This window comes from Methylobacterium sp. Leaf469 (assembly GCF_001424745.1).
Classification (GTDB): domain Bacteria; phylum Pseudomonadota; class Alphaproteobacteria; order Rhizobiales; family Beijerinckiaceae; genus Methylobacterium.
The window spans coordinates 1-22,746 of sequence record NZ_LMRE01000018.1; the positions used below are offsets into that span (position 1 = coordinate 1).

At 63.0% G+C, this 22,746-nt stretch carries 26 protein-coding genes; 13 read left to right on the top strand and 13 right to left on the bottom strand.

Going from position 1 to position 22,746, the window contains the following annotated elements:
* From ASG60_RS23040 to ASG60_RS10800, 8 genes are all read left to right on the top strand, one after another.
* Window positions 1-262: hypothetical protein (locus ASG60_RS23040; protein WP_162244787.1), on the top strand; the 262-nt coding region annotated here is incomplete at its 5' end.
* A 948-nt stretch (window positions 263-1,210) separates the two neighbouring features.
* Window positions 1,211-1,585 carry a hypothetical protein gene (locus ASG60_RS10770; protein ID WP_056385533.1) on the top strand — a complete coding sequence of 125 codons (375 nt, stop codon included), beginning with the start codon at window positions 1,211-1,213 and terminating at the stop codon, window positions 1,583-1,585.
* Between the two features lie 39 nt (window positions 1,586-1,624).
* Window positions 1,625-1,861, top strand: a complete 237-nt coding sequence (locus ASG60_RS10775; protein WP_056385536.1) for a hypothetical protein — start codon at window positions 1,625-1,627, stop codon at window positions 1,859-1,861.
* Window positions 1,858-2,172, top strand: a complete 315-nt coding sequence (locus ASG60_RS10780; RefSeq protein ID WP_056385538.1) for a hypothetical protein — start codon at window positions 1,858-1,860, stop codon at window positions 2,170-2,172. Before ASG60_RS10775 ends, ASG60_RS10780 begins: the two co-directional genes overlap by 4 nt.
* Window positions 2,173-2,176: 4 nt before the next feature.
* A complete protein-coding gene (locus ASG60_RS10785) occupies window positions 2,177-3,064 on the top strand; it encodes a hypothetical protein (RefSeq protein WP_056385540.1) in 888 nt (295 codons plus the stop codon).
* 246 nt (window positions 3,065-3,310) lie between these two features.
* A complete protein-coding gene (locus ASG60_RS10790; protein WP_056385541.1) occupies window positions 3,311-6,208 on the top strand; it encodes a hypothetical protein in 2,898 nt (965 codons plus the stop codon).
* Window positions 6,205-6,462 (top strand): hypothetical protein, encoded by a 258-nt coding sequence (locus ASG60_RS10795; RefSeq protein WP_056385544.1) that lies wholly within the window; start codon window positions 6,205-6,207, stop codon window positions 6,460-6,462. The genes ASG60_RS10790 and ASG60_RS10795 overlap by 4 nt, the downstream gene beginning before the upstream one ends.
* Window positions 6,459-6,917 (top strand): hypothetical protein, encoded by a 459-nt coding sequence (locus tag ASG60_RS10800; protein ID WP_056385545.1) that lies wholly within the window; start codon window positions 6,459-6,461, stop codon window positions 6,915-6,917. Before ASG60_RS10795 ends, ASG60_RS10800 begins: the two co-directional genes overlap by 4 nt.
* A 375-nt stretch (window positions 6,918-7,292) precedes the next feature.
* Here the strand turns inward: ASG60_RS10800 and ASG60_RS22675 are convergent, their stop codons facing one another.
* From ASG60_RS22675 to ASG60_RS10820, 5 genes are all read right to left on the bottom strand, one after another.
* On the bottom strand, window positions 7,293-7,793 hold the full coding sequence (locus ASG60_RS22675) for a hypothetical protein (protein WP_156398865.1): 501 nt from the start codon (window positions 7,791-7,793) through the stop codon (window positions 7,293-7,295).
* 392 nt (window positions 7,794-8,185) lie between these two features.
* Complete coding sequence (locus ASG60_RS10805) at window positions 8,186-8,896, bottom strand: hypothetical protein (RefSeq protein ID WP_244476639.1); 711 nt, start codon at window positions 8,894-8,896, stop codon at window positions 8,186-8,188.
* A gap of 350 nt (window positions 8,897-9,246) precedes the next feature.
* On the bottom strand, window positions 9,247-9,657 hold the full coding sequence (locus tag ASG60_RS10810; protein ID WP_056385547.1) for a hypothetical protein: 411 nt from the start codon (window positions 9,655-9,657) through the stop codon (window positions 9,247-9,249).
* A gap of 69 nt (window positions 9,658-9,726) precedes the next feature.
* Window positions 9,727-10,137, bottom strand: coding sequence for a hypothetical protein (locus ASG60_RS10815; protein WP_056385549.1), 411 nt, complete (start codon window positions 10,135-10,137; stop codon window positions 9,727-9,729).
* Window positions 10,137-10,784 (bottom strand): ParA family protein, encoded by a 648-nt coding sequence (locus tag ASG60_RS10820; RefSeq protein ID WP_056385550.1) that lies wholly within the window; start codon window positions 10,782-10,784, stop codon window positions 10,137-10,139. The genes ASG60_RS10815 and ASG60_RS10820 overlap by 1 nt, the downstream gene beginning before the upstream one ends.
* A gap of 232 nt (window positions 10,785-11,016) precedes the next feature.
* Between ASG60_RS10820 and ASG60_RS22680 the strand changes: the two genes are divergently transcribed.
* Window positions 11,017-11,418: a hypothetical protein gene (locus ASG60_RS22680; protein WP_156398866.1), complete on the top strand. Its 402-nt coding sequence runs from the start codon at window positions 11,017-11,019 to the stop codon at window positions 11,416-11,418.
* A 103-nt stretch (window positions 11,419-11,521) separates the two neighbouring features.
* Complete coding sequence (locus ASG60_RS10825) at window positions 11,522-11,713, top strand: hypothetical protein (RefSeq protein ID WP_056385552.1); 192 nt, start codon at window positions 11,522-11,524, stop codon at window positions 11,711-11,713.
* A gap of 620 nt (window positions 11,714-12,333) precedes the next feature.
* Here the strand turns inward: ASG60_RS10825 and ASG60_RS10830 are convergent.
* From ASG60_RS10830 to ASG60_RS22005, 8 genes are all read right to left on the bottom strand, one after another.
* Window positions 12,334-12,768 carry a hypothetical protein gene (locus ASG60_RS10830; protein ID WP_056385555.1) on the bottom strand — a complete coding sequence of 145 codons (435 nt, stop codon included), beginning with the start codon at window positions 12,766-12,768 and terminating at the stop codon, window positions 12,334-12,336.
* 123 nt (window positions 12,769-12,891) lie between these two features.
* Window positions 12,892-13,443: a hypothetical protein gene (locus ASG60_RS22685; RefSeq protein ID WP_156398867.1), complete on the bottom strand. Its 552-nt coding sequence runs from the start codon at window positions 13,441-13,443 to the stop codon at window positions 12,892-12,894.
* A 146-nt stretch (window positions 13,444-13,589) separates the two neighbouring features.
* Window positions 13,590-14,258 carry a recombinase family protein gene (locus tag ASG60_RS21995; protein ID WP_082531717.1) on the bottom strand — a complete coding sequence of 223 codons (669 nt, stop codon included), beginning with the start codon at window positions 14,256-14,258 and terminating at the stop codon, window positions 13,590-13,592.
* An 8-nt stretch (window positions 14,259-14,266) separates the two neighbouring features.
* Window positions 14,267-14,821 carry a hypothetical protein gene (locus ASG60_RS22690; RefSeq protein ID WP_162244788.1) on the bottom strand — a complete coding sequence of 185 codons (555 nt, stop codon included), beginning with the start codon at window positions 14,819-14,821 and terminating at the stop codon, window positions 14,267-14,269.
* 108 nt (window positions 14,822-14,929) lie between these two features.
* A complete protein-coding gene (locus ASG60_RS10845) occupies window positions 14,930-16,261 on the bottom strand; it encodes a Y-family DNA polymerase (RefSeq protein WP_056385560.1) in 1,332 nt (443 codons plus the stop codon).
* Window positions 16,258-16,710, bottom strand: coding sequence for a S24 family peptidase (locus tag ASG60_RS10850; RefSeq protein WP_056385562.1), 453 nt, complete (start codon window positions 16,708-16,710; stop codon window positions 16,258-16,260). The genes ASG60_RS10845 and ASG60_RS10850 overlap by 4 nt, the downstream gene beginning before the upstream one ends.
* A complete protein-coding gene (locus ASG60_RS10855; protein ID WP_056385570.1) occupies window positions 16,707-16,934 on the bottom strand; it encodes a hypothetical protein in 228 nt (75 codons plus the stop codon). The genes ASG60_RS10850 and ASG60_RS10855 overlap by 4 nt, the downstream gene beginning before the upstream one ends.
* A 600-nt stretch (window positions 16,935-17,534) precedes the next feature.
* Window positions 17,535-18,707, bottom strand: a complete 1,173-nt coding sequence (locus tag ASG60_RS22005) for an ATP-binding protein (protein ID WP_082531720.1) — start codon at window positions 18,705-18,707, stop codon at window positions 17,535-17,537.
* A gap of 131 nt (window positions 18,708-18,838) precedes the next feature.
* On the opposite strand from ASG60_RS22005, the gene ASG60_RS22010 reads away from it, so the two are divergent.
* From ASG60_RS22010 to ASG60_RS10870, 3 genes are all read left to right on the top strand, one after another.
* Window positions 18,839-21,388 (top strand): S8 family peptidase, encoded by a 2,550-nt coding sequence (locus ASG60_RS22010; protein ID WP_082531721.1) that lies wholly within the window; start codon window positions 18,839-18,841, stop codon window positions 21,386-21,388.
* Between the two features lie 377 nt (window positions 21,389-21,765).
* On the top strand, window positions 21,766-22,182 hold the full coding sequence (locus tag ASG60_RS10865) for a hypothetical protein (protein WP_056385566.1): 417 nt from the start codon (window positions 21,766-21,768) through the stop codon (window positions 22,180-22,182).
* Window positions 22,179-22,746, top strand: a 568-nt coding sequence (locus ASG60_RS10870) for a hypothetical protein (RefSeq protein WP_156398869.1), incomplete at its 3' end; no start/stop codon positions are given. The genes ASG60_RS10865 and ASG60_RS10870, both read left to right, overlap by 4 nt.

Below are 22,746 nucleotides of genomic sequence, written 5' to 3' on the forward strand. Positions count from 1 at the left end.
GGGGGAGCAACTCGGGCTCACCGACGCGGAGCGCGACCAGACGGAGTTCTGGGGCGCCGAGGCCGTCGACATGACCGCGGAGGCCCGTGAGGAAAAAGAGCGCGCCAAGGCTCGTGAGAGGAAGCGCGCCAAGCGGGCCAGCTCGCGGAAGAACAAGGCGTTTGCCCTGGCGCTTGCCCAGGCTCGGCAGCTCTATCCGAACGTCTCCCAAGCAACCCTTTACCGTCGGGCTCACAAGCTGGAAGGCACCTCCCATGCGTGAGAATTTCTGTCCGTTCGCGGGGGGTGTTTTGAGCCCGAAACGTGAGAATTTCGCGTCCGTTCGCCTAGAGCCAGAACCTCAGAACGGTCCTCACCAGCCTCTACCTCTCAGGACAGCTCTCCGGATCGTTCGGTCGCGACGCCTCGCCCTGCCGCACGGGAGCGGTCGCGGCCTTCAGGTCCGCGATCCCGACCATCCCGCCGCACAGGATGCGGGTAGCGCGACGCAAACCACGATCGCTCTCCAAGCTGAAGGACTGACACTGCATCCTGCCGCGCCGGGTGCCTGGTTCTGCACCCTGGCATCTCACCCCTGCGCCCGGGCGAGGCGGGTCGACGCGCTCGCTCTCTCCCCTTGCGGGTCGCGAGCGCGCCGCCCCTCGCGGCAGAGCCTAAACGTGACGCACCGCCACCTTTGCGCCTCACCCCCGAGGGGTTGGCATATGCCAACACCCCATTCTGAAACCGATGCCCTCGCCACCGTTCAAAGGGGTGGCGAATGGGGCGTCGAGGTTGCGGGAAGGGGTGTGCTGAAATCTCAGCAGACGTCCCCGCCTTCCCCGGTTCGCCCGCTCTGCCCCATCCGGGTGCGCTCAACGATGGCGGCTCCCCGGGGCGGCGGGCCCGTGCGGGTCGACCGTTGCGATATCCCAACGGTTGGCGCGGGCGGCCGGCGGCCGGTGCGGGGCATGTGTCTTCATATGAAGACGCACGATGCGACCGGCCCGTGCGTGCGCTGGCTTGGCCGTGGACGGGCGCGGCGGGTCGGGTCGGTGTTCGGGGCCGGGCGGGCGGGCGCGGCCGGTGACGGGGCTCCCAGCGCGTTAAGGGACCGTGGACGCGCGCGGAGGAGCCGCGGTGCCGACGCAGCCCGGGACTTGCGCGTTTTTGGTGGTCGAGAAATCGCGGTTTCGTTGCGTTTGCCCACCCCCATCCGGGGGGCCTCCCGATGACGGCGCCGCGCCACGATCCCGCCGGCCTGGCCGCCCGCATCCGGTCCACAATCGCCGAGATTGACGCCCTCGACGCGCAGGCCCGCGCCATCGCCACGATGCGGGCCGCCCGCGACGCCGAGGTGCGCCGGATGGCGTACCAGCTCGCCCGCATCCCGCCGGATGAGGACGCCGCCCCGGTGCTCCAAGCGCCAGAAAGCGTCCCTATCGCGCAGGCCGCAAGGATTGCGAAGTGCGGCGACGGCACGCTTCACCGGCACGGCGACGGACCGGGCTGGGTCTTCAAGAGGGGAGGCCGTTGGTACGTCAATGTGGCTGACCTGCGATCTTGGATGAGCGGTCGGCAGCCTCTGCCTCGCGCGCGCGCGTAGTTATACATCGTTGTGCCCGGTTATGCCCTGAGACGGGCCATGACCGGGCGGGGCAACATGCCCCTCATGAAGTCGCCCCTGCCCGCATCTGCCGCCGAGGACGCCGCTACCGCGCGGCAGGGGCGCCTTCACGTCCGCGTCCCCCCGAACCTCGCCCTGGCCGTGCGCCTGGCCGCAGAGGTCCGCCGGGTGCCCGTGTCCTCCTTCGTCGCCGACGCCTTGCACGATCGCCTCGCGCGCGACGCCGCCCCCTCGAAAACCCGAGCCGACCGATGAGCCTGAACCTCACCCTCCCCCCATCGCTTGGAACCGTGGCGCGGGCCGTCGCAGAGGCGGTCGGGTACGTCCCGACCCCCACGGCGCAGGTCGCACCGGCCAATCAGGTCACGAGCCTCTCCGAGAAAGACCCGGCCGCGTGGGCCGCCGGGTACGACGCCGGCATCCTCGCCGAGCGCCGGAAGTGGGAGAGCGCTGGGGCCGTGAAGGGCAACGACAACACCTCCGCGCAGGCCGGCGCCATCTCCTGGGACGAGGTCGTCGCCGAGACGAACGCGCAGGCCGGCCTCAACGCGCGATCGGAAGGCTAAGCCCATGTCGCGCCTCGCACAATTCCGCGCCCTGCTGACCCGCGCACGCCAGGACGCCCCGGCGCCGGCTCCGCAGCTCGCGAACGACCGTGACGCCGCCGCCGACGAACTCGTTGCCGCTCAGACCGGGGTCGAGGACGCGGAGGCCGCCTACCAGGGTGCCCTGTTGGGCGCGACCGACGAAGGCCTGCGCAAGCTGGATGAAGACCGCCGGGCCGCCACGATCCGTCTGGATCGAGCGAGGATGCTCGTGGACCGCTTCGCCGCTCAGACCGCCGCCGCAGTCGAGGCAAAGGACAGGGCGGCCCTGGCGGCCATCGTGGAGACCGCCACGGCGGCGCAGTCCGCCTTCCGCGAGGCCGTGGAGCGCGACCTACCCGACATGGCGGCCCGGGCCCGCGCGATCCTGGCCCTGCGGGTCGAAGCCGAGCGCGCCACGGTCGCCGCGAACCGGGCGCTGGCCGATGCCGGCGAGGGCGGCCCCCTGCCCGGCGTCGAGGCCTTCCGGGTCCTGCCCGGCCGGCCGCGGGAGGAGCTGCGCCGCGAGACCGTGGAGAAGTGGGTAGACGAGGCCGGCGTCGCGGCCGGGCACCAGGAGAAAATCGTCACGCGCGGTGACGGGTCCGGCTCGCTCATGTTGCCGAATGCACATCACCTCCGCGTCTACAGCCGGAAGCGCCTTTTCGAGGTGGTCGAGTTCCTGCCGGCCGAGCGCGGCGCGAAGCCCGCCTCCCTGGTCGACGCGCTGTACGTCCCCGACGTCTACGGGGTCGCCCGGCAGGGCGCCGATCGCCGGCCTCAGACCGAAACGCGCCCCGTAGGGCCCGCTCGGGTCGTCGCCAAGGTCGAGCCGTCGAGGGCCGAGCGGATGGCAATGGGCCAGCGCGCCTGAAATTCAAGAATTACCGGACGTAATAGAGGTTCCGTCCGGTGATATAGCGTGACATTCCTAGATGGCCCGTCGTCGGTCAGCAAACGGCAGTAAACCTCCGCGTCACGCACAATGAAAATTGGAACGGCGGTCAAGGTTTACACGGCGACACTTCAATTCATCAATCCGGCGCGAACGCGGGATCGGGGGCGCCGGGGGTGCCGTCAGGGGGTCGCGCTCTGACGGCGCACACCTGGGAGCATCACCGTGTCCACCCTCACATCCACACTCGCGATCCGCGTCGATGACGCCGGGCTAGTCGCCAAACTTCGCGCCGACGCCGAGGCGATGAGGCAGTTCGGCGCGAGCGCGAACAAGATCAAGGCAACGTCGGGCGGGGCCGATCTGCTAAAGCAGTTCGGCCACCTCCAGGCCGCGGCCGGCAAGCTCGATGGGTTCGCCGCCGCATCGAAGGGCCTCCAGGGCCTTGGAGCGCGTCTCCGGGACGCCCGTAGTGAGGTCGAAAAGACGGCGCGCGCCCTCGTGGCGGCCGAGCGGAAGGTGCAGTTCTTCGATCGATCCAAGGCCTCCGGGTCCGGCAACTATCCTGGCTTCGTCGGGTCCGGCGCCGTCGCGGAGGCCGCGGCCGGGTTGAAGGCCGCGCGCCGGGCCAATGCCGCCGCGATCCGGGCCGCGGCCGGCGTCGAAGACGCCTTCACCCGCCAGAGGATCGCCGTCCGCGGGGCAGGCCGGGAGCTGGAGCGCGCCGGGACGCCCCTGGTTGATATAGCCAAGGCCCAGCGCAAGGTGCGGTCTGACATCGAGGCCGTCACGGTCGCGGTCCGTCGTCAGGTCGCCGCCCACGAGGCGGCCGGCGTCGCGGCAGCGGCGAGCGCGGTAGAGACCAAGCGCCGGGCCACGGCGCAGCTCAGGGCCACCGTGGCATCCGGCAGGCAGGCCCGCGCCGATCGCGACCAGGCCGAGGCCGCCGAGGCCCTGCGCCGGGCAACCGCCGGCCGGGACATAACACGTGGCATGGGCGCCGCTGGTCGCCGGCAGTCGGCCGATATCGACGGCGGCCGGCGGCTCGCGGAGGGCATGTCGCGCCCTGCCCGTCAGACCCGCTTGCGCGCTGATGGAGAGGCCCTGGCTGAGGCCCGGGCGCACGCCGCGGAGGAACGGGAGCGCGATCGGCACGTCCGCCGCAACGGGGTCCTCCACGCCGCCAGCGCCGGGGCCGCCGGCTATGTCGGTGTGCACGGTGTATCCCACGGGATCGGTCACAGCGTCCGGGCCGGCGCACGTCTCCAGCATGAAAGGGTCATGCTTCAGAACGCGGGGCGCACCCCTGCGGAGATGAAGGACATCGAGGAGCATTCGGAGCGGACCAGCCGGGCCGTGCCGCACGCGACCTTTGAGGAGAACCTGAAGGTCGTAAACGAGACCGTTGGCGCCTTCGGTGACCTCCACCACGCCCTTGAGAACCTGACGTTCGTCCAGAAGGCCACGGCGGTCGTGCACGCAGCGGCCGGCGGCAAGATCACCGACAGCGCCGGGGAGATGGGAAACAAGACCGCACGTTTTTTCGAGATGAGAGGCACCGCCGGGAACACAAAGGTTTTCCAGCGCGAGGCCGGCGAGATGGTCCGGGCCATGGCCTTCAGCGGCGGCAACTTCAACCCGGCCGAGATGCTCAACTTCGGCCAGCAGGCGAAGGCGGCCCTGCCGCTCTACAACGAGCGGTTTTTGACCAAGATCGCCCCCTCCCTGGTGACGGAGTTCGGAGGCGATCGGGCGGGTACGGCGGCCAACGCCTTCCGCAGCGTCATCATGGGCCGGGCGAACGACCAGAAGCAGGCCGAGGCATGGGTCGACGCCGGGTTGCTCGATAAGAGCAAGGCCCGGATCAAGGGCGGCCACGTGACGTCGTGGAACGCCGGGGCGGTGAAGGACACAAACAGGGCCCTGTCGGACCCCCTGGAGTGGGCGGAGACCGTCCTGATCCCGGCCCTCCAGAAGAAGGGCGTCAACACCGACGACAAGCTGGAGCTCTCGAAGGCCCTCGGCACGATGTTCCGCAACTCCAACTCCAACCTGTTCGCGGAGGCCCTCACCCAGCAGATGAGCCGGACCCGGCTCCATAAGGACGAGGCCAACATCAACCAGTCCGACAGCATGTCGGGGATGTACGCCCGCAACCTCTCCAAGGACGCCACCGAGGGGTACAAGGCCCTCAAGGCCGGCATGGAGAACCTCATCTCCACCGCCTCATCGCCGCTCATGGAGAGCGCGGCCGGCGGCATGAAGCGGCTTGCAGGCGGGCTCCAAGACCTCGCCGTCATGGCGAAGGATCACCCGAGCCTCGCGGTGGCCGGTGGCGGGGCTGTCGCGGCCGGCGGCCTCGCCGGGGCTGGACTGCTTTCTTACAAGCTGATGACCGGCTTCGGCCTGGGCACGTCCGCCACAGCCCTGACGGCATCGGCCGCGGCCCTCGATGGGGCTGCCGTGGCCCTCGCCGGCAAGGGTGCCGTCGGCACCGCGGCGACGGTCGCCGCCCCGGCAGCGGCGGCAACGGCCGGTGCGGGCCTGAGCCTCGGGCTGGGCGGTGTCACGGTCGCCGCCGGGGCGATCTACGGCGCCATCGCGGACGCGCTGACCCCCGGCACCAATGGTGGTGTCATCGCTGCCATCCAGGGCAAGGAAAGCTCCCTGGCGCAGTCCATGAGGGTCATGCGCCAGGAACGCGAGAGGTCCCGCGGGACCTTCGAAGGCAAGGGCTCCCTGCCCCCCGGCCGGGCCGGGATGCCGGCGCCCGCCCCCGTGCGTCTCCCGGGCCTCGACGGCCGGCCGGCGCCGGCCGCGATCCCCGCGACCATCGCCCCGAAGGTCGAGGCGGGGGGCCTAGACGGCCTGCACACCCTCGCCGACGAGCTGCGCGCCAGCCTCGAAAAGGCCGGCGCGACGACCGTGTCACCCCAAGTGGACAGCTCAGGCCTTTCGAGCGGCTTGTCGGTCGCGGAGAAGTTCCTGGCGACCCTTCGGGCGATACCTGGGGCGATTTCGGCAGCTTCCAACGCCAGCGGCGCCCTCGGCGGTATCCAGGCTCGCGCCAACGCGAATAAGAACTCCTTCAGCGACGGCGTAACGGCGGGAGCGGGCCCATGAGCGTCGACCGGATCGAAGCCCTGGAACGGGCGGTAGAGCAGCTCGCCCAGCACCTTGTCGTTCAAGCGGCGGCCACGGCGGCCCAAGCCGTCGTGTGCCGTGCCGTGGTCGACCTGATCGGCCGGGCCGGCGCCTCACTCGATGACGTCCGCGACCACGCCCTGGTGATCGCCGAGGATATGACCGCGGAGGTCGGGACGGCGGTGCGCGCGATCCTCGCCGACGCCCCGGCCGGCCATGGGACGCTTCAATGACCCGGCCCGCTTTCCTCTACCGGGCCGACGGCAGGGTCGATTACGCAGCGATGACCGCCGCCGCTAATAAGGCCGCCAACCGGGCGCGACGCGAGCGGCTGCGCGCCGAGGCCGCGACCATCGCGGCTTCGGCCACGCGAGCGCTTCAGTCTCAGGTCCAGCCGGCATTTCGGCCGCCCGCCGGTCGTCTATGGCGGGTCGACGCCGAAGCGCGGATCATCATCGGCCCGGCCGGCGGGATCGGAACGACGCCCGTCATCGTCCGGACCCTTGAGGCCCTCTCGACGCCGGGCCGGCATGACGAGGCCGTCGTCGCCGCGGGGGGCGGTTGGCGCGATGTGGGACACCTTCGCGAGGCCATGGCCGGACTTGCGCCGAAACTCGCCGCAATCGGGCTACGGCTCGACCGGCGGAAGGCCGGCATCCGCATCACAAAGGCGAGGACGAAGTTGTAAGCTCAGATCGTAACAAAGCCTCGCTATCCCCTTAGATCCGCTTTGGCCAGTGCGCGGCAAAACGTCCAAAAAGATAGATCGGATTATATAAATCTAGATCTCTTATAAGATCATGACGACTTATAAGTTACAAGATATATCATTCCCGACGGGATGTATCTTCCCTCATTCTACTTTCTCCTTCGTATCTAACACGCAAACCGAACTCAAGAACGTTCCCTGCAAAAGCAATTTTTACAGCATATAGAGATGACGATTTGCTTGAATTAGACTTAAATATTGCAAATAAGACAATTAGCACACACCAAGTCGCAACAAAGACTCCAATATATAATAAAACTAGATTTACACTGTCGGTATTTTGTAAGTGATTCATCACCGACCCCTAAGTTTAGAGGCAAACTTATAGAGCTTCTTTATTGCGGACTTATTCCGATTTGTTCTCATTCTTAGGATAGTACGCCCAGTTCCGCTTGCAGCGAGACCTATCAAGCCTCCTGCAAATATTGCAATCGGCCCAAAGAATACGCCGACACTAGCGAAAAGTCCAATTCCAGAAAGTACGGCTGCGGTCGCGATCGGAAAGCTCGCTCTGTCAACCAATTCTATAACAGCTTCAGTATTATTTATGTTATTATCTAAAGCTTCCGCCGTATCTTCAACGTAGTCTATAATAAGATTTTTTAGGTTTTGATCAGTAATATCCTGATTAAACCTATATATGAAAGCATCTCTGAGATTCGAATTGCTAGCTATTTCCACAAGGTCTTGCGGAGAAATAGTAGATGATGCTTGTTGCCCAAGAAAAACAGCTTGAGAACTTGCAATGAATCTCTCGGGGAGATTCGTTCTTGGAACGGGCACTAAGTCGGTCATGCGCCAAACTTGGTGGAAAGGGAGGATGGCTAACTACTTTTGATTGCGTTTATAAATGGTTAATTTTCAAGTCGATTAGAGATTAATCGGGAAACGATGCCGAAGCCGCTGATACCTGTAGCGATAGGCTCAGATCAGCATTTTCGTAGATCGCAATTAGAAGCTCCATAACGTACTACACCCTGCTGATTGCCCATTCATGCTTTTATTTTTAACATTCGTTGGCATAATCATATTAATCTTCAATGCAATGCTAATAATTGATATTACGACATCTATGACTAGTCCATATTTACCTGGCCAGTAGCCCCTCGTTCCGCATACCGCCCGGCCTGATGCGTTCTCGACATGGCTCCGCCGTCTCTACAGATCGCTACGAATTCAAAACACCTTCACGGTCGGGTCCGGCTCTGCCGTTCCGGCAGCCTCTTTGACGGTTCCGCTGGCCGAATTGTCCCCGTAATTACCCCGCTATCCGTGGGGTGAATCGGTTTGCACCCTATCCCCTGGGCAAGCGTCGCCGGCTCGGCCTGCCTCCGACGGTGAGCACCCCCGCGACGCATCCATGCCTGCCACTCTCGGCTGATGATGCGGATGAGGTTCGGCGAGTTCTTCCGCCCCTCGTGGCGCCGCTCCTCGATGGTCAGCAGCCCGTCGCCCTCGGCGAGGCGGATGGCGGCCTGCGCCAGCCGGCGGCATACACCGGCCCGGGCCGCGATTGCGTCGATGCAGAGCCCGCACACGCCCTTGGCCATCACCTCGTCGGCGACGATGCGGAGCACTGCGAGCTGCCCCGTGGTGAAGCGGGCGGCGAGAGCCGGCGGCATCGGCCCGGAGCACGCCAGGAGCCGGCGCCGGTCGCGCGAGGCGACCTTGTCGGGCGAGGCCACGTGCCGACGCGGCGGGAACAGGCTCGGCCGGCCGGCCGGGATGCCGACGGGCACGATGCCTTCGCGGATCGCGCTGCGCCGGGCGTGGAGCCGTTCGGCGAGCGCCTGGGCCTCGTCGTCGCCGACGGCCCCTGCCCCGTGTGCCTGCCAGACCTGGCGCGACAGGGCATCCATGTGCGCGAGCGTCCGCGCGCCGTCGATCGCGGCAGCCATGGTCGCGTGAAACATCGTCCTCAACCCTCTCGGGCCGCGGCAGGCACAAGGCACGACTTCTCGATGCGGGAATTGGCGTTCCCGCTTGACACCCAAGGGCGCTGTATGGCTTGTGAGGGATTGGAACTGGTCCTCACAGACCTATCGATTTCGCGGCCCTCCTGTTTGGCGACAGGGGGGCCGTAGTCGTTTCAGGGTCTATCTCGCGGCGATCTCTCCTGATGCCGGCTCACGACTCGCACTAGGCGAGCTAGGCCGGACACGACATGTCGACCGTGCAGAGGTGCGAAGTCAACGCCCGCCACAATGGCAGAGCGGCATGAGCCTATCAAGAAACCATCTTGCGGCAATCATGCACACAGATTTCTAGCTGCGAGGCGGGCGGCGGCGATGTCGTGGACGACGGCGATCTGGCGCCCCTCATCGGCGGCGGCGACCTTCAGGAGGGCGGCCTGGTTGTTCTCCAGGCCGGCCGAGCGGGCGGCGTCCTTGGCTTCGGCGCTGATGCCGGCGATCTTGGTGGCGCGACGGGCTTCAGTACGCTCGATGCCAAGTTCTCGGGTTGCGGCACTCAGGCCACTTTTGATGCCGCGCCCGCCCCTCGAAACCTGGGCAGGTTGCCCAGGTTTTTCAGCCGTATCGGCCTCCGTGAGCGCGATCCACTCGGCGACCTGCTCATGCCGCTGGAGCGTCGTGAGGTCGGCGCGGTGCAGGTTCTCGGCGATCTCCCACCGGCGGGCTTGGCTCTCCCCCCAGGTCATGATGCGGCAGGGAAGGGCCTCAAGGCCGAGCGACTTTCAAGCTACAATCTTGCGTCTATCATTCGGCCATCATCCTGCATCGTATGCTGCAACAGCTAGCTCCAGCGCCTCAGCGATGGTGATGCGGCGACCGTAGGCGATCCGCCTGAGCGCTTCGTGCGTCTCGGGCTTGATTCGGGTCGCGAAGGGCTCCCGGCCGGTACGGCGCAGGGTGCGCCCATCGACCTTGCCAGGGTCAAAGCCAAGGGCCTCTCTCGGCTCAACCGCCGTCGGCGCCGGGGCGGCCGGTGGCGGCGGTGCGGGCTCGGCAGGGGCAGGGGCAGGGGCAGGGGCAGGGGCAGGGGCAGGGGCAGGGGCAGGGGCAGGGGGCGCGGCCTCCAGTGCTGCCTCGGCCGGCTCGGCCTGCTCGTCCTGCTCCCGCATCATGCGGGCGACGGCGTCGGCATCGATGCCGGCGCGGTTGCGGGGCTTGGACGACATTACAGGGTCTCCAGTCGAATGCTCACCGCATCGGCGAGGGCGGCGAATTCCAGGCCCGAGGGGCTGTCGGCGGGCACGGGCTCGCCGCCGGACAGACTGTCGGCTACGACGGCCCGAAGCGTCACGGGCGGCGCCACAGGCTCCGTCAGGCCGGCGAGAGTGCCGACGACGTCGCGCCCCGATCCGGTACGCCGGTCTACCCGGGACGGCACCACAAGGATATCCGGACGCCCCCGGCCCCCAGCCTTACGGTGACGGCGGACGATGCCGACGGTCTCGGCCGCGCCGCGGATATCGAGCATTGAGGCGCCGACCGGCACCAGCACCAGATCGGCGATGGCGAGGACGGCGCCGAAGGCTGGCCCAAGGGCGCCTGGTGCGTCGAGGATCACATAGTCCGCGTCGGCCCCGCGCACGGCCTTGGTCCAGGCCGCGACGGCCTTGGGCTCGACCTCCTCAAGGAGCAACGCCTGGACCGGGTAGGGCAGGGCGCCGATCGCCGCGACCGCCGCGGCGTGCCCGGCCGGATCGGCATCGAGGACCATGACGCGGGCGCCACGACGGGCCAGCACCGCCGCGAGGTTGAGCGCGATCGTCGTCTTCCCAACCCCGCCCTTGGTCGATGCCAAGCCTATGAGTTTCGCCATGCCGGCACCTGTCCTCCTGATTGCGTCCATCTACATGCAAGACGCTATCTTTCATGCTGCGATCAGGAGGGCACCTTACGGTTAAGGCTTCCTCAACGCGGCTGACGGAAGAGACCGCGCCACGGGCAGAGTCAAGTTGCCACGGTTATGAGCTGCCGAAGCCGGCAAGCAACCCTCTAGCAATTTATTAGCTCAGTGCTAAGATAACCTACGTACATAACTGGAGGTGAATTTGAGCATTTACAGGAAAGCTGCACATTTTGAGAACAAAATCGAAACAGGCAGCTTATTGGATCGGGTTATTGCGCTAAAGTCCGACTTTCGCGAACACGAACTGAACCGCGATTTAGACGTCGATCAAGAAGAAAGAGAGGCTAGCATTCTATGCAATCGATGGAGAGAAATTGCGACTGATATTGTTGCATTCGTTCCGTTGATTGAGGCTGATATAGAAGTGAAGCTCAAATGCCTTGTTCTACTGAACGATATGGAAGATATCTCTACCCAAGACCGAATTAACGACGCTGACGGAATGCATGATGAAATCGCGTGGAGCATTATTCGCGATCTAGTCGCTGCACGTCCGAACCTCGACGGCATCGAGTTGCAGCCCCGGTGCGCAGAAAAACTGTAAACCCGGCCGCGCCCCGGCGCCGCAGCTCCCGCGGTGGCGCCGCCTGACGGACTGACCTAAATCGCCAGCATGACCAGCCTCGGGCCAGCGATCCGCCGACTTCATGGCCGTTGTGATGGAGAACGTGGAACTCCGTCAGCAGCTCGCCGAGGTGCAGGAGCAGTGTGTCGAGCTGGCCGTCGATGCCGGCGAGCTGCATTCCGAGAACACGGACTTGCGGGCCCGGCTCGCCCAGGCCGAGCGGGATCGCGACGGATGGCGCGCGCAGGCCGAGCGGGTTCGGTGCACGGGCTGAGCCGGTGGACAGGCGTCACGCCCCCCTCATGAGCCCTTGGCCGGCGCCGGTCCGCGAGGTAGTTGAAGAACGCGCGTCGCAGATGCCGGCCACTGGCCCCGCACACGACCCGCAACCCGTGGTCAGAGCTTTGGCGAGTACCGACCGACGGTGAAGGGCCGGGGCCGCCTTAGGGCGCCCCGGCCTGCCCCATGCTGTACGGTGTGCGCAGCAACCGGAGCGACCCCAAGATGACCGCGCAGACTGATAAGCCTGAGAGGACGAAGGCGGCTAGGAACGAGATCAGGAAGATCAGGGCTACCTACGCCAACAATTTAGCTGTTGGCATAACCATTACGGGATACGTATCCCCTTTTATCGCTCTATCGTATAACTCTTACGCAATAGCTAAAAGATTTCAGGTAAACGGATTTTCGAAGATAGAGCAGTCTGAATGGCTTACAGCTTGTGTAGTTGGATGGAGCATCATTGTATCGCTCATTTTTGCGAGACGCTTACATAGAATTGCTATCAGTATCTTGGCCGATCTAGAGGACTGAGGCATATCATTTTCAAACGTTTGAAGATGCGCCCCGCACCGTCTCCCACGGCGGCAACGTCTACAGCTTCGTCGTCGTGTTCTAGGATCGTCCGTAGGCGCCGAGGAACAGGTCTCCGATGGCTCGGCGCCTCTGCCGGTTCGCGTGCCGCCTACGGCGATGCTCGGGCCCATCGTGGAGGATATGGCAGCGCTGGCACCATGCTGCGAGGTTGCCTGGGCCGTTCTCGGACGTGTCATGGTTCCGGTGCCCCGTCGCCAGGTACACCCGGGTCCGGCGCACGACCGCTGCGACCTCGGCCGGCGCCGGCTGCGCCTTGAGCGGCCGACCCTTGCCGTCGCGCCACCGCCCGGCTGCGGCGTCCCACCACCGGCCGTCGCCCAGGTGCAGGACGAGCTTGCCGTGCGGCCGGCCGCATTGCTCGCACGCTCCTTTGGCGCGCGCGAACCGGATCACGGCCGAGAGCTGCGGCCAGTCGATCGGGTAGAAGAAACGGTGCTCGGGCTTGATCGGCATGGGCTCAGGGGTCTCTGGCACACCGATGATGACGGGGTAGGGTCGGTCAGGGCAAGGCGAACGAGTCGCCCAGCCTTAGCTAGGCCCCCGGCGTTGAGCGCCGAGGGGATCGTATAAGCCGCTTCAGGCGCGGATGATGATCTCGACGCTGCTCAGCGGCACGTGGAGCCCGTCGGCAACCAACTTCTTAGCCTGCATGAGCAGCGACATGGTCGAAATGTCTTCGCCATCATCAACATCCTCGTGGACATCTTCGGCGGCGAGTGCGTTGACGGGAGAGGTAGATACGTCCTCGCCCAAGATTTCAGAGATAGGCTTCCAGTCGAGTTTAGCAGCGTCGATGCCAATGCTGCTTAAGTAGGGAAAGTACTGCGTCGGACTAGCGCTATTTAGCGGTACATAAGGACCGTCGATGATAGCATACTCTGACATCTCAACGCGGAAACGACCTTCCGTTTCGCTCGATGGGACGACGTCACTAACCTTTCCAACCAAAAAGGCGTGTTTGTGGGGCTCGTTGCCCTCAGCCTTATGTGGACCTTGCTGGTGGCGGACGCACACGACGTAGGCGCAACGCCGGGCACGATGCCGGCTGATCTTCCACGACTCGGTGCCGCGGCAATTGAGAATGTGGGAGGTGCTTTTGAACGTGAGGACGGTAAGGACTTCGGCCATTGAGATGCCCCTCGGAGATGCGACACATACCCGGCGTAGATGGCCAAGATGCTCTCGTCAACTGGGGAGCGTCGGGGGGACATGTAGGGGATGTGGCCCTACTCACCCCTCCATCAGAGGCATGTCATACGTAGGGGCGGGCGCATCTACGTCGTTGGTACCCATACCCGCCGGACCTGTGTCGCCGACCACGAGCCACCTCGGGCAGCTGGAATGCCTCGGGTGTTCAGCTCGGCTGCTAAAGCTCGAAAGGATCGGTGTCCTTCCGCCTCCATTGCCTGGATGATGGGACGTAGATCACGCAGACGAGCCTCTTTCCGGTCAGTCTGTGCGGCACGACCCCGGGCCCGGCCGACGTTCTCGTTGCACAAGTTCTCTGGCCGACCGAGGCGCACCCCGCGCGCCTTCGCAGCCGCGAGGGCAGCTTTGGTCCGTGTTGAGATCATCTTGCGCTCGGCCTGGGCGACCACCGCCATGATGCCGACCACCAGCTCGTTCGCCTCAGGCATGTCGGCGGCCACGAACGGCACCTGGCCTTTTTGGAGGTTCAGGAGGAACGCGGCGTCGCGCGAGAGACGATCGAGCTTCGCGATCACCAGCGTGGCGCCGTGCAGCCGGCAGAGCGCGAGGGCTTCAATGAGGCGGGGGCGTGTATCGCGTGCCCCGCTCTCGACCTCGACCAATTCGGCTACGTGACGCCAGGTACCGCCCTTAAGGAAATCAGCCACAGCTTGCCGTTGAGCCTCCAGGCCAAGGCCTGAGCGCCCTTGGCGATTGGTAGAGACCCTTAGGTAGCTGACATATTGTACCTGCATTTTACTGGTTACACTGGATGTCTGTATTCTCTCATATCCATAGCCTTTTCTATACGCATACCGCTCATCAACCGACTCCTAACCCATGCACTCTCTGCGGCCGTTTCTGCAGGGTTTAATCTTGCGAACCTCGGAAGATCCACCCCATTTCTAATGAATTCCACAACCTCTCCACCCTCTATCATCTTTATGTCTTCGTCTATTATAAAATCTAACCAATTATCCTCGTACGGATACGGCGTAATGCAAAACATTACGCCGTCCCTTCTAATTACTGAATGAGAAACAAATGCTATTCCTCTACACCACCACCCGGAGACTATTTCAGACTTTTTTTCTGGGTCTAATCTTTTGTAAGTAATGCAGTTTTGGTGGCACTGCTGCGGAAGCATTCTCATATACTTTATGTCTTCGTCTGACGCTCTTTGTATTCTAATTGGCTTCCTGCCTTGTAAATATGCCGATAACTCTGCCTCACCTTCCTGTGCAGGTACCATCCATTTCCCCATTTCTTCTATTGCAGCTTGCCGTAGAAGACGTTCTTTCTGCCTAGCTTGACCCATCGGTTTTTTAAACTCTCATAGGGTTGCGATACGTCTGGTTGAATGAGCGTTCGGACGGATGTCACGGGAGGATCGTCGGCAGGCCTTAACGTTCTGCTAACCATGACGTCAGGCATGAGCGATCGGCAGCTCGGCCACCTGGGTCGTGTAGCGAGGCGTTCGCATCTCGAACTTCGTGCTCCACGTGCGCTTCTGGGCAAGACCGGCGCGCGCCGGCACGACGGTCCCGCGCCCGAACCGGCCGTTGCAGGCGTCCATGGCCGCCATGAGCGGGCCGCTGCGCTCGCGGTCGAGCCGGCCGATTAGCGCGCGTGGCGAGGCGACCAAGGGCATCAGGTCAGTGGTGATGATGCCGGCCTTACTGTAGCGCCACGGCCGGTCGCCCGGCGCCTCGCGCCAAGTCCTGGCGACGCCGAGCTGTGCGGCCTGGATTAGCACGAGGCTGTCGTTCGTCGCCTCGGGCAGCGTCACGGTGGTCGAGACGGACCGCATCGGGTCGCCGCGGTCGTGGGTGGACGTATGGTAGAACACCGTGAGCTGGTCGGTGCCCAGGCCCTCGCGTCGAAGCTTCTCGCCCAGGCGTGTCGCGTGCGCGGCCACCGCCTGTTCGACCGTGCCGCGATCCTCGACGCGGCGGGAGAACGACCGGGTGACGGCGCAGCCCTTCCGCTGAGCCGGCACCATCTCAAGGGGCAGGCACGACAGGCCGCGCAGCTCGTAGATGATGCGCTCGCCGACCACCGTCATCGCCTTACGCACCGGGCGCGGATCGAGGTCGCGCAGGTCCGCCACCGTGTCGACGCCCATGGCCTCGATCTTGGCGGCCGAGGCGCGGCCGATCCCCCAGACCTCAGCCACCGCGATCCGGCAGAGCCAATGATCGTAGGCCGCCGGGTCGGTCAGGTCGCAGACGCCCTCAAGGGTCGGCTGCGTCTTGGCGATGTGGTTGGCGAGCTTGGCGAGCGTCTTGGTCGGGCCGATCCCGACGCAGGTCGGGATGCCGGTCCAGGCCCGCACCGTGGCGCGCAGGTCGCGCGCCAGCTCAAGGCGGCGATCGGCGCGCACGTCCGACAGATCGAGGAAGCTCTCATCGATCGAGTAAATCTCGATGGTGGATGCGAACTCGCGGTAGACCGCGTTCGCCCGGGCGCTCATGTCGCCGTAGAGCGTGTAGTTCGAGGAAAAAACACGCACGCCGTCGCGCCGGCACTGCTCCCGAATTTTGAAGAACGGGTCGCCCATCTTGATCCCGAGAGCCTTGGCCTCGGCGGTGCGGGCGATGGCGCAGCCGTCGTTGTTGGACAGCACGATCACCGGCACCCCGGCGAGCTTCGGATCGAACACACGCTCGCACGAGCAGTAGAAGCTGTTGCCGTCGATGAGCGCAATGGCGCGCCCGCCCCCGATTGGATCGCGTAGGCGGGGCGCTGAGGCGCTCACGACAGCCGCCCGCGTGCGAGGTGCCATCGGATCGAGAAGCGCAGCACGCCCCAAATCTCGACCTCCCCGTACTCGTCCACGGCGAAGGCGGGCATGTCGGGGTTGTCGAATTCGAGCCGGGCGCGGTTGCCGGCGATCCGGTGGCGCTTGCACGAGAGCTGCCCGTCGACCACCGCCACGACGACGGAGCCGTCCTCTGCGCGGAGGCTGCGATCGATGCAGGCTAGGTCCCGGTCGTGGATGCCGGCGCCACGCATGGACTCGCCGCGAACCTGCATAAGGAACGTCGCAGGCGGGTTCGGCACGAGCCAGCGCGGAAGCTCTAGGGCACCCTCGATGAAGTCATCGGCCGGGCTTGGGAAGCCAGCACAAAGGGCTTGTCCGATCACCGGCACGCGGACGGCGTCCGCGCTACGCAGGATCAGCTCATCCACGGCATAAGGGCTCACGGGGCTGCGCTCGCCCGTGCCAGGGGCACAGCGCCACGGACGTAGCCCCGAGAGATCAGCCGGTCCCGCTGCATCGTCCGGCGCTCGGCTTCCGCGAGGTCGGCAAGCGCGTCCTCGACCGCCCGCACCAGCGCAGCCCAGGCATCCCCATGGGCAGCCCGGTGGTAGGCGAGCGCGATCACCTCGGCGTCGGATAGACGGATTTCCACAGGTTCTCGATCCATCACGCCCTCATCCATTTCAGAACGAAAAGGGAACAGATAGGTTCGGCATGCCGGGGTCAATTGGCGCCAGAAAGCGTCTGTGCTCCCTGTGCACGCCTGTGGAAAAGATCGGAATACGCGAGTGCCAGCCGGGCTTTACCGGTTTCATTGCACGGATGGTCACCATGCCGTGTTCGATCGCGCTGGGCGGCGCGTGACTGATCCGGTTCTGGTGTGGTTGCACGCCGCGCGGAAAGCTCAAGCTGTGATGGCGAGCTGCGGCGGCCGGCTCGATTGGTCGTCATGGATCGTGGACGTCCATGACGATGCCGGCAGGCACGTCTGCACGCTACCGTTCACGTATATCCGGAGCCGCTGAAGCGAGTGAGCCCGCCTGGCGCGACACCAGACGGGCTCAAATTTCGTCTCACCCCGGCCTCAGACCGGTAACCGCAACCCGGTTTCCCAACAGGGAGGGCAGAAGCACGCTCCGCGGCAGCGCGCCATACGATCAGATGCGACGCGCTCTTCTACAACAACCCTCGACGCAAGATCAACGCATTTTCCAAAACCGGATGTATGGTCGAATGCTCGAAGAGTGCTACGTTTTCGAAATGGTTCCTATACCTTTGCAATAGCTCGACTGATAGAAGATTTATCCTTGCCAGCAATATCACCAATATCTTCATACGAAAAATCTAACTTTTCGTCTTCATGCAGAACCTTAAATAAATGTCCAGCCTCCGCAAATAGGAGGCTGCGACGAGACGGCTCTAAACGGGCGCTATTTAATATAGCAAACTGACGCAACGTATCAATTAATCCATCACCATCACTATTCTTTATAACGGAAGATCTCTTATATGATCTAACAACCGACTCTATTTCTGCCCCTGTAGAACCTTCTGTGAACCAAGCAATCAATTTCAAATGCTCCCGAGGTGCATTAATTGGGTACATGAAATTCTCGGTCAATTTTATACGTGTATCAAAATCTGGTCTCGGAATTTGAAGCTGCACTTCAAATCTCCTCCAAATTGCAGGATCGAGCAGATTTTGGTGGTTTGTAATGCCGATCGTAATCCCGACATCACGACGGATATCAAGATTTTGGAGAAGCGCGTTCACGACGCGCTTAATTTCCCCAATTTCTTGAGGATCGTCTCTTAGTTTAGCAACCGCATCAAACTCATCTAGAAGTAAAACACACCGATACTTATTGGCAAACGCAAATAAATTCCCAATGTTTCTTGCCGTAGTTCCTAGAAATGATGATATTAATCCATCAATACGGACAGAAACTACCGGTAGATCAAGTTTTGTCGCCATCCATAGAGCAAGTCGCGTTTTACCGGTCCCAGGAAATCCATATATCAAACAGCTGCGCGAGGGATGCACACCAACATCTGCCAACCTATCAAAACTATTCCACTCTTCTACCAAGGACATAATCGCCTGATGTATGGACTTCTCGAAAATAGGTCCCTGCATATTAGTTTCATTTGGGAAAATCAGCTCCGCTAGTGGAGCAGAGGTCTCTTTATCGACCGGCACCGGTGTATTTCGCGTGAGAATTTCTCCAGGTATTTGCGACCGCGAGGTCGTAATTCGGCTGGGTGCCATTTCCACGTTGCGATCTGCAGCTGTTAGAAGACTAGACAGTGCACCGGAGGATTTCGAGTCGCCGTCCTTAGCGAGTGCGTCCCTCAGCCGTTCGACCTGCTTTCGAATAGCAGGCGTGGGCTGAGAAAGAGCCGCACGGCACAATGCCTGAAGGATGGGAAAGTGGTCCATTTTGCTACCGTTGCGTCGGAACGTTACAAGAACGTCATTTCACACATTTTTGTTGCGCTGTAAACGCGCTTCGTTGCATGATATGGTCAGTTTGTTGCGATCTCTGGCTTTGATGTAACAGGAGGGAAGTGGTGGCGGGTCCGATCCAGGTCATTCTGAACACCGAGGCATTCGAGCAGAAGCGGGAGGTAGGAGGTGGGGGGCCTCGTCGGGATTTCTTCGCCCACCGCGACGCAGAGTTCCGAAATCACAAGCGTGCGTTGAGGACCCAGCTGACAGCGATAGGAGAAGCTATCCGCGATCAGCCCCAGGGAGGCATTGGAATCGTCAAGGTGATCCTTCGCCGTGAAGCGTGGGCCAAGAGCCATCGTCCCTTCCAAAAACTCTTTAAACCAGAACTCATTACCCTAGTTGGGGGCGGCGACCTCGGTGAGTTGTATTTCGAGGCTACGCCCATTGTGCTTGAGGCGATCGCCCACGAGGTCGACCAGGCGGAGGAACGTACACGCATTAAGCGCAACGATCGGACAGGGCGCGACGAGCCGCACCCGACCCCTCTAAGGAGCGAAACCGGCGCTGTCGAACGCGTCGAACTGTACGGACCGGAAGACCGTCGTGACTTCTCGGTTGAGGCAGCTGTCACATGGCTATCCAACCCCGTCACCGGCAGCAGCTATCAGGTGGAGTTGTTCGAGGTACCCCCACCCCGTGACAGATGGGATGCCAAGGGAGAAGCTCGGCAGCAGCTCTACAGGACGTTTATCGAAGGGCTCAACGCGGTCGGCCGAGGCCTCATTGTGCAGAGGCTGGCGCGCGGAGAGCTGGAAGATCCTCAGATAACGGTGCGCTTGGCCCGTCCCATCGCACCAGCGACTATCCAGCTTGGACGAACGCCGCAGGTAGAGCGCCGTCTCGGTACACGGGAACTGATCCCGTTCGACCCAGATGTCAGCCGGCACCGCCGCCTCCTGTCGTTCCTCGACAAGCACCCCTTGGTACGCCGCGTAGAACTTCCGCCCATTGTCACGCGTACTGCCGTCAGCGGTCGCCTGAGACGCCAAGAAAGTGCGGGGTCCACCCGCATCAGACCGGCTGACGTCATCCTTCCCGTGCGTAACGCTCGCCGCACGTACCCCAAAATGGGTATCATCGACGGCGGCGTCGGCGACGTGCTTTCTGACTGGGTAATCAATCGGTGGGGCGTCCTCAGCGAAGAGGATATCGATGCCGACCATGGCACCTTCATCGGCGGCTTGGCAGTTGCAGGTAACGCACTAAACGGTGGCGACGTTTGTCCCGAGCCAGATGGTGTCGAAATAGCGGACCTTGCTGTCCTACCCAATACCAACGCCAATGGCGCATTTCCAAGCTATTATCCCGATGGTATCGAGCAATTCTTTCATGAGGTCGATTACGCCGTTGCTGACGCAAAGGCTCAGCATAATGTTCGAATTTTCAATATGAGCTTGAATATCCAGTTACCAGCCCAGCCTAAGCGGTATAGTTCTTATGCAAAACAGCTGGACGATATCGCAACGGCACACAACGCTATATTCTTCATCTCAGCAGGTAATATTAGCCCACAAAACTTACGTGCAGAGTGGCCCGAAGACGAGACGCAGGCGCTCGTTGCACTCGCCGCTGCTCGCGACGACGGCGTCTTGATGCCAGCTGAAAGCACACGGAATATATCTGTTGCAGCACTAAATCCGCCTGGCTTGTCAAACGTCATTCCCTTCGCGCCGGCGCGCTACTCTCGACGGGGACCTGGACTGAGAGCCGGTGTTAAGCCGGACCTTGCCCACATCGGCGGGTCCGGCTCCCGCCATTCCCAGTTGGGGCATGGCCTCTACTCCCTCAATCCAGACGGCGATGTTACTGATGGATGCGGCACGAGTTACGCATCCCCACTCGTGGCCAAAACCGCCGCCGTCTTAGAACATAGTATCGAAGGCGAAGTGTCACGTGAGACCCTAACCGGATTGCTCCTGCACCATGCGCGCATGCCGGACGTGTTGGCCGGTAAACGGCTTGCATCGGTGGCAAAAGACCTTGCCGGCTTTGGTGTTCCCCCACCAGCCTATGAAATCCTTGAGGGCAGTGATCATCAAATCACCCTAGTTTTTGCGACTCGCATACGCCCAGACCAAGAAATTTCATTTCGTTTCGCATGGCCAGCGTCTCTTATTACGCCGGACGGCAAATGCCGTGGAGCGGCAAGACTGACGCTAGTGTCGACGCCGCCATTGGACACCCGCTTCGGCTCGGAATTTGTTCGAGTGAATGTTGATGCGGCTTTGCAACAGGAAGAAGTTGATGCGGAGGGGGTACCTCGCTGGAAGGGTCGACTCGATCCTGTCTACCTGCCCGGTGCAGCCGAGCGCCGAACTATTGAGGCAGAACGCATCGAACACGGCCTCAAGTGGAGTCCGGTGAAGATGTTCTCCAAGACAATGCCGATTGGCGTCGGTCGCTCCTCGAACTGGCGCTTATCCATTGAGTATCTGACGCGAGCGGGCGTGCGCATGCCCTCGGAAGGTGTACCGTTTACCGCACTTCTCACAATATCTGATCCCAAGTGGGAGGCTCCGGTCTTCAACGATATGCGTCTATCCCTCAACGCAATTGGAACGCGTGTTGAGGACATCAGAACAGCTGCCCGCGTCACGACTCGGACCTAGCACCGGGTAGAGCGATTTACATGCTGAAGCGCGTTTTGGTCAGCCCCGCCGCCCGATCTGCTCACGGGCTGGCGGGGAGGGCCGTCCATCTTACGCTCGGGCCGGTATGCAACTTGGCCCGCGGACACAGTGACGGGTAGGCGGTTACGCGACCCTCAAGAAGACCTCGACGGCAGGTTGTCGGAACGGGACCTCGTGGGGGCGATCACCACAGGCCGGCGGCATCAATCCCCGGGAAAATGCTCGGGCAAATAGCCGGGCAATCGAAACGCACTTGCCTATAAGTCACTGGTACGGTTAGTTTATTTCCGCTTTAGTAGGGAGTGGAAAATGAACACCGTCGCCATTCCGACCCACGTCACCGCGGAGGCACGTCGATGACGGACCTCTTCGATGCGGCCGGCCTGTCGCTCCCCCCGATCCCGGCGAAGAAGCGCAAGGGAGCCCCCAGGAAGCCGACGCCGGCCGAGCGGGCGGCGACGGGACGCCGTGACGCCGCCCGCCGCCCACGGAGCCCTCAGCGCCATCGGATCGGCCCGGGGCGCGACCTGTCCCACGTCGCTGAAGTGCTACCGTTCCCCTTGTCGAAGAACGCCAAGGTCCTGGCGGCCATGACGGCCCGCTTACCGGATGGTCACGCCGACAATCTGGAGGACGTCTTCACCTACGAGCGCAGCAAATACGCGCGCCGTCTCGTTGCGCGAGGCCTGCCGAAGAAGACGGCCCGCCTATGCGCAAATGAGCTGTTTCACCAAGCCTACATGATCCGAGCAACGGAGGCCGGAATACTGTGACCTACGCCCTCTTGAAGGGCGCCCAAGGGATCAATGAACGAGAAAGGGCCCCCCGACTGCAATCGGAAGGCCCTGGTTTCTTCGCCCTGGCAGGCGCTACACTCAATCTCCCAACGCATATCGCAAGAGTTCGATCCGGCCAAGCGGAAAACAGGTTTCCTGTCGGTCTGGCAGTGGATGCCGGCGCGCGCGAGATCACGAACGCGGGGCACCTCGCGAAGGCGATCGGCGGCGTTCATGCGCTGAAGAAGCTACGGTATAGCCGGAAGCGCGTGCCGGCCGACGCCGCCCGGGACCTGTACCGTGTCCTCGCTGCCATCGAGGCTGCCGCCGCAGCCCGCAATCCCCGGTTCGTGCCGGACCTGCACGACTGGTCCGTCCGGCACCTGTGCTTGAGCGAGAACGCCAAGGCCGAGGTCCGCGCCGAGCTGATCGAGCACGCCTTCGTCATCACGCCCCGGCTCTTGGGGGAGCAACTCGGGCTCACCGACGCGGAGCGCGACCAGACGGAGTTCTGGGGCGCCGAGGCCGTCGACATGACCGCGGAGGCCCGTGAGGAAAAAG

Excerpts from the sequence above, each read along its gene's own strand:
- ASG60_RS10770 (WP_056385533.1), top strand. The coding sequence starts at position 1,211 with ATGACGGCGCCGCGCCACGATCCCGCCGGCCTGGCCGCCCGCATCCGG.
- ASG60_RS10775 (WP_056385536.1), top strand. The coding sequence starts at position 1,625 with ATGACCGGGCGGGGCAACATGCCCCTCATGAAGTCGCCCCTGCCCGCA.
- ASG60_RS10780 (WP_056385538.1), top strand. The coding sequence starts at position 1,858 with ATGAGCCTGAACCTCACCCTCCCCCCATCGCTTGGAACCGTGGCGCGG.
- ASG60_RS10785 (WP_056385540.1), top strand. The coding sequence starts at position 2,177 with ATGTCGCGCCTCGCACAATTCCGCGCCCTGCTGACCCGCGCACGCCAG.
- ASG60_RS10795 (WP_056385544.1), top strand. The coding sequence starts at position 6,205 with ATGAGCGTCGACCGGATCGAAGCCCTGGAACGGGCGGTAGAGCAGCTC.
- ASG60_RS10800 (WP_056385545.1), top strand. The coding sequence starts at position 6,459 with ATGACCCGGCCCGCTTTCCTCTACCGGGCCGACGGCAGGGTCGATTAC.
- ASG60_RS22675 (WP_156398865.1), bottom strand. The coding sequence starts at position 7,793 with ATGACCGACTTAGTGCCCGTTCCAAGAACGAATCTCCCCGAGAGATTC.
- ASG60_RS10805 (WP_244476639.1), bottom strand. The coding sequence starts at position 8,896 with ATGGCTGCCGCGATCGACGGCGCGCGGACGCTCGCGCACATGGATGCC.
- ASG60_RS10810 (WP_056385547.1), bottom strand. The coding sequence starts at position 9,657 with ATGACCTGGGGGGAGAGCCAAGCCCGCCGGTGGGAGATCGCCGAGAAC.
- ASG60_RS10815 (WP_056385549.1), bottom strand. The coding sequence starts at position 10,137 with ATGTCGTCCAAGCCCCGCAACCGCGCCGGCATCGATGCCGACGCCGTC.
- ASG60_RS10820 (WP_056385550.1), bottom strand. The coding sequence starts at position 10,784 with ATGGCGAAACTCATAGGCTTGGCATCGACCAAGGGCGGGGTTGGGAAG.
- ASG60_RS10825 (WP_056385552.1), top strand. The coding sequence starts at position 11,522 with ATGGCCGTTGTGATGGAGAACGTGGAACTCCGTCAGCAGCTCGCCGAG.
- ASG60_RS10830 (WP_056385555.1), bottom strand. The coding sequence starts at position 12,768 with ATGCCGATCAAGCCCGAGCACCGTTTCTTCTACCCGATCGACTGGCCG.
- ASG60_RS22685 (WP_156398867.1), bottom strand. The coding sequence starts at position 13,443 with ATGGCCGAAGTCCTTACCGTCCTCACGTTCAAAAGCACCTCCCACATT.
- ASG60_RS21995 (WP_082531717.1), bottom strand. The coding sequence starts at position 14,258 with ATGCAGGTACAATATGTCAGCTACCTAAGGGTCTCTACCAATCGCCAA.
- ASG60_RS22690 (WP_162244788.1), bottom strand. The coding sequence starts at position 14,821 with ATGGGTCAAGCTAGGCAGAAAGAACGTCTTCTACGGCAAGCTGCAATA.
- ASG60_RS10855 (WP_056385570.1), bottom strand. The coding sequence starts at position 16,934 with ATGGATCGAGAACCTGTGGAAATCCGTCTATCCGACGCCGAGGTGATC.
- ASG60_RS22005 (WP_082531720.1), bottom strand. The coding sequence starts at position 18,707 with ATGGACCACTTTCCCATCCTTCAGGCATTGTGCCGTGCGGCTCTTTCT.
- ASG60_RS10865 (WP_056385566.1), top strand. The coding sequence starts at position 21,766 with ATGACGGACCTCTTCGATGCGGCCGGCCTGTCGCTCCCCCCGATCCCG.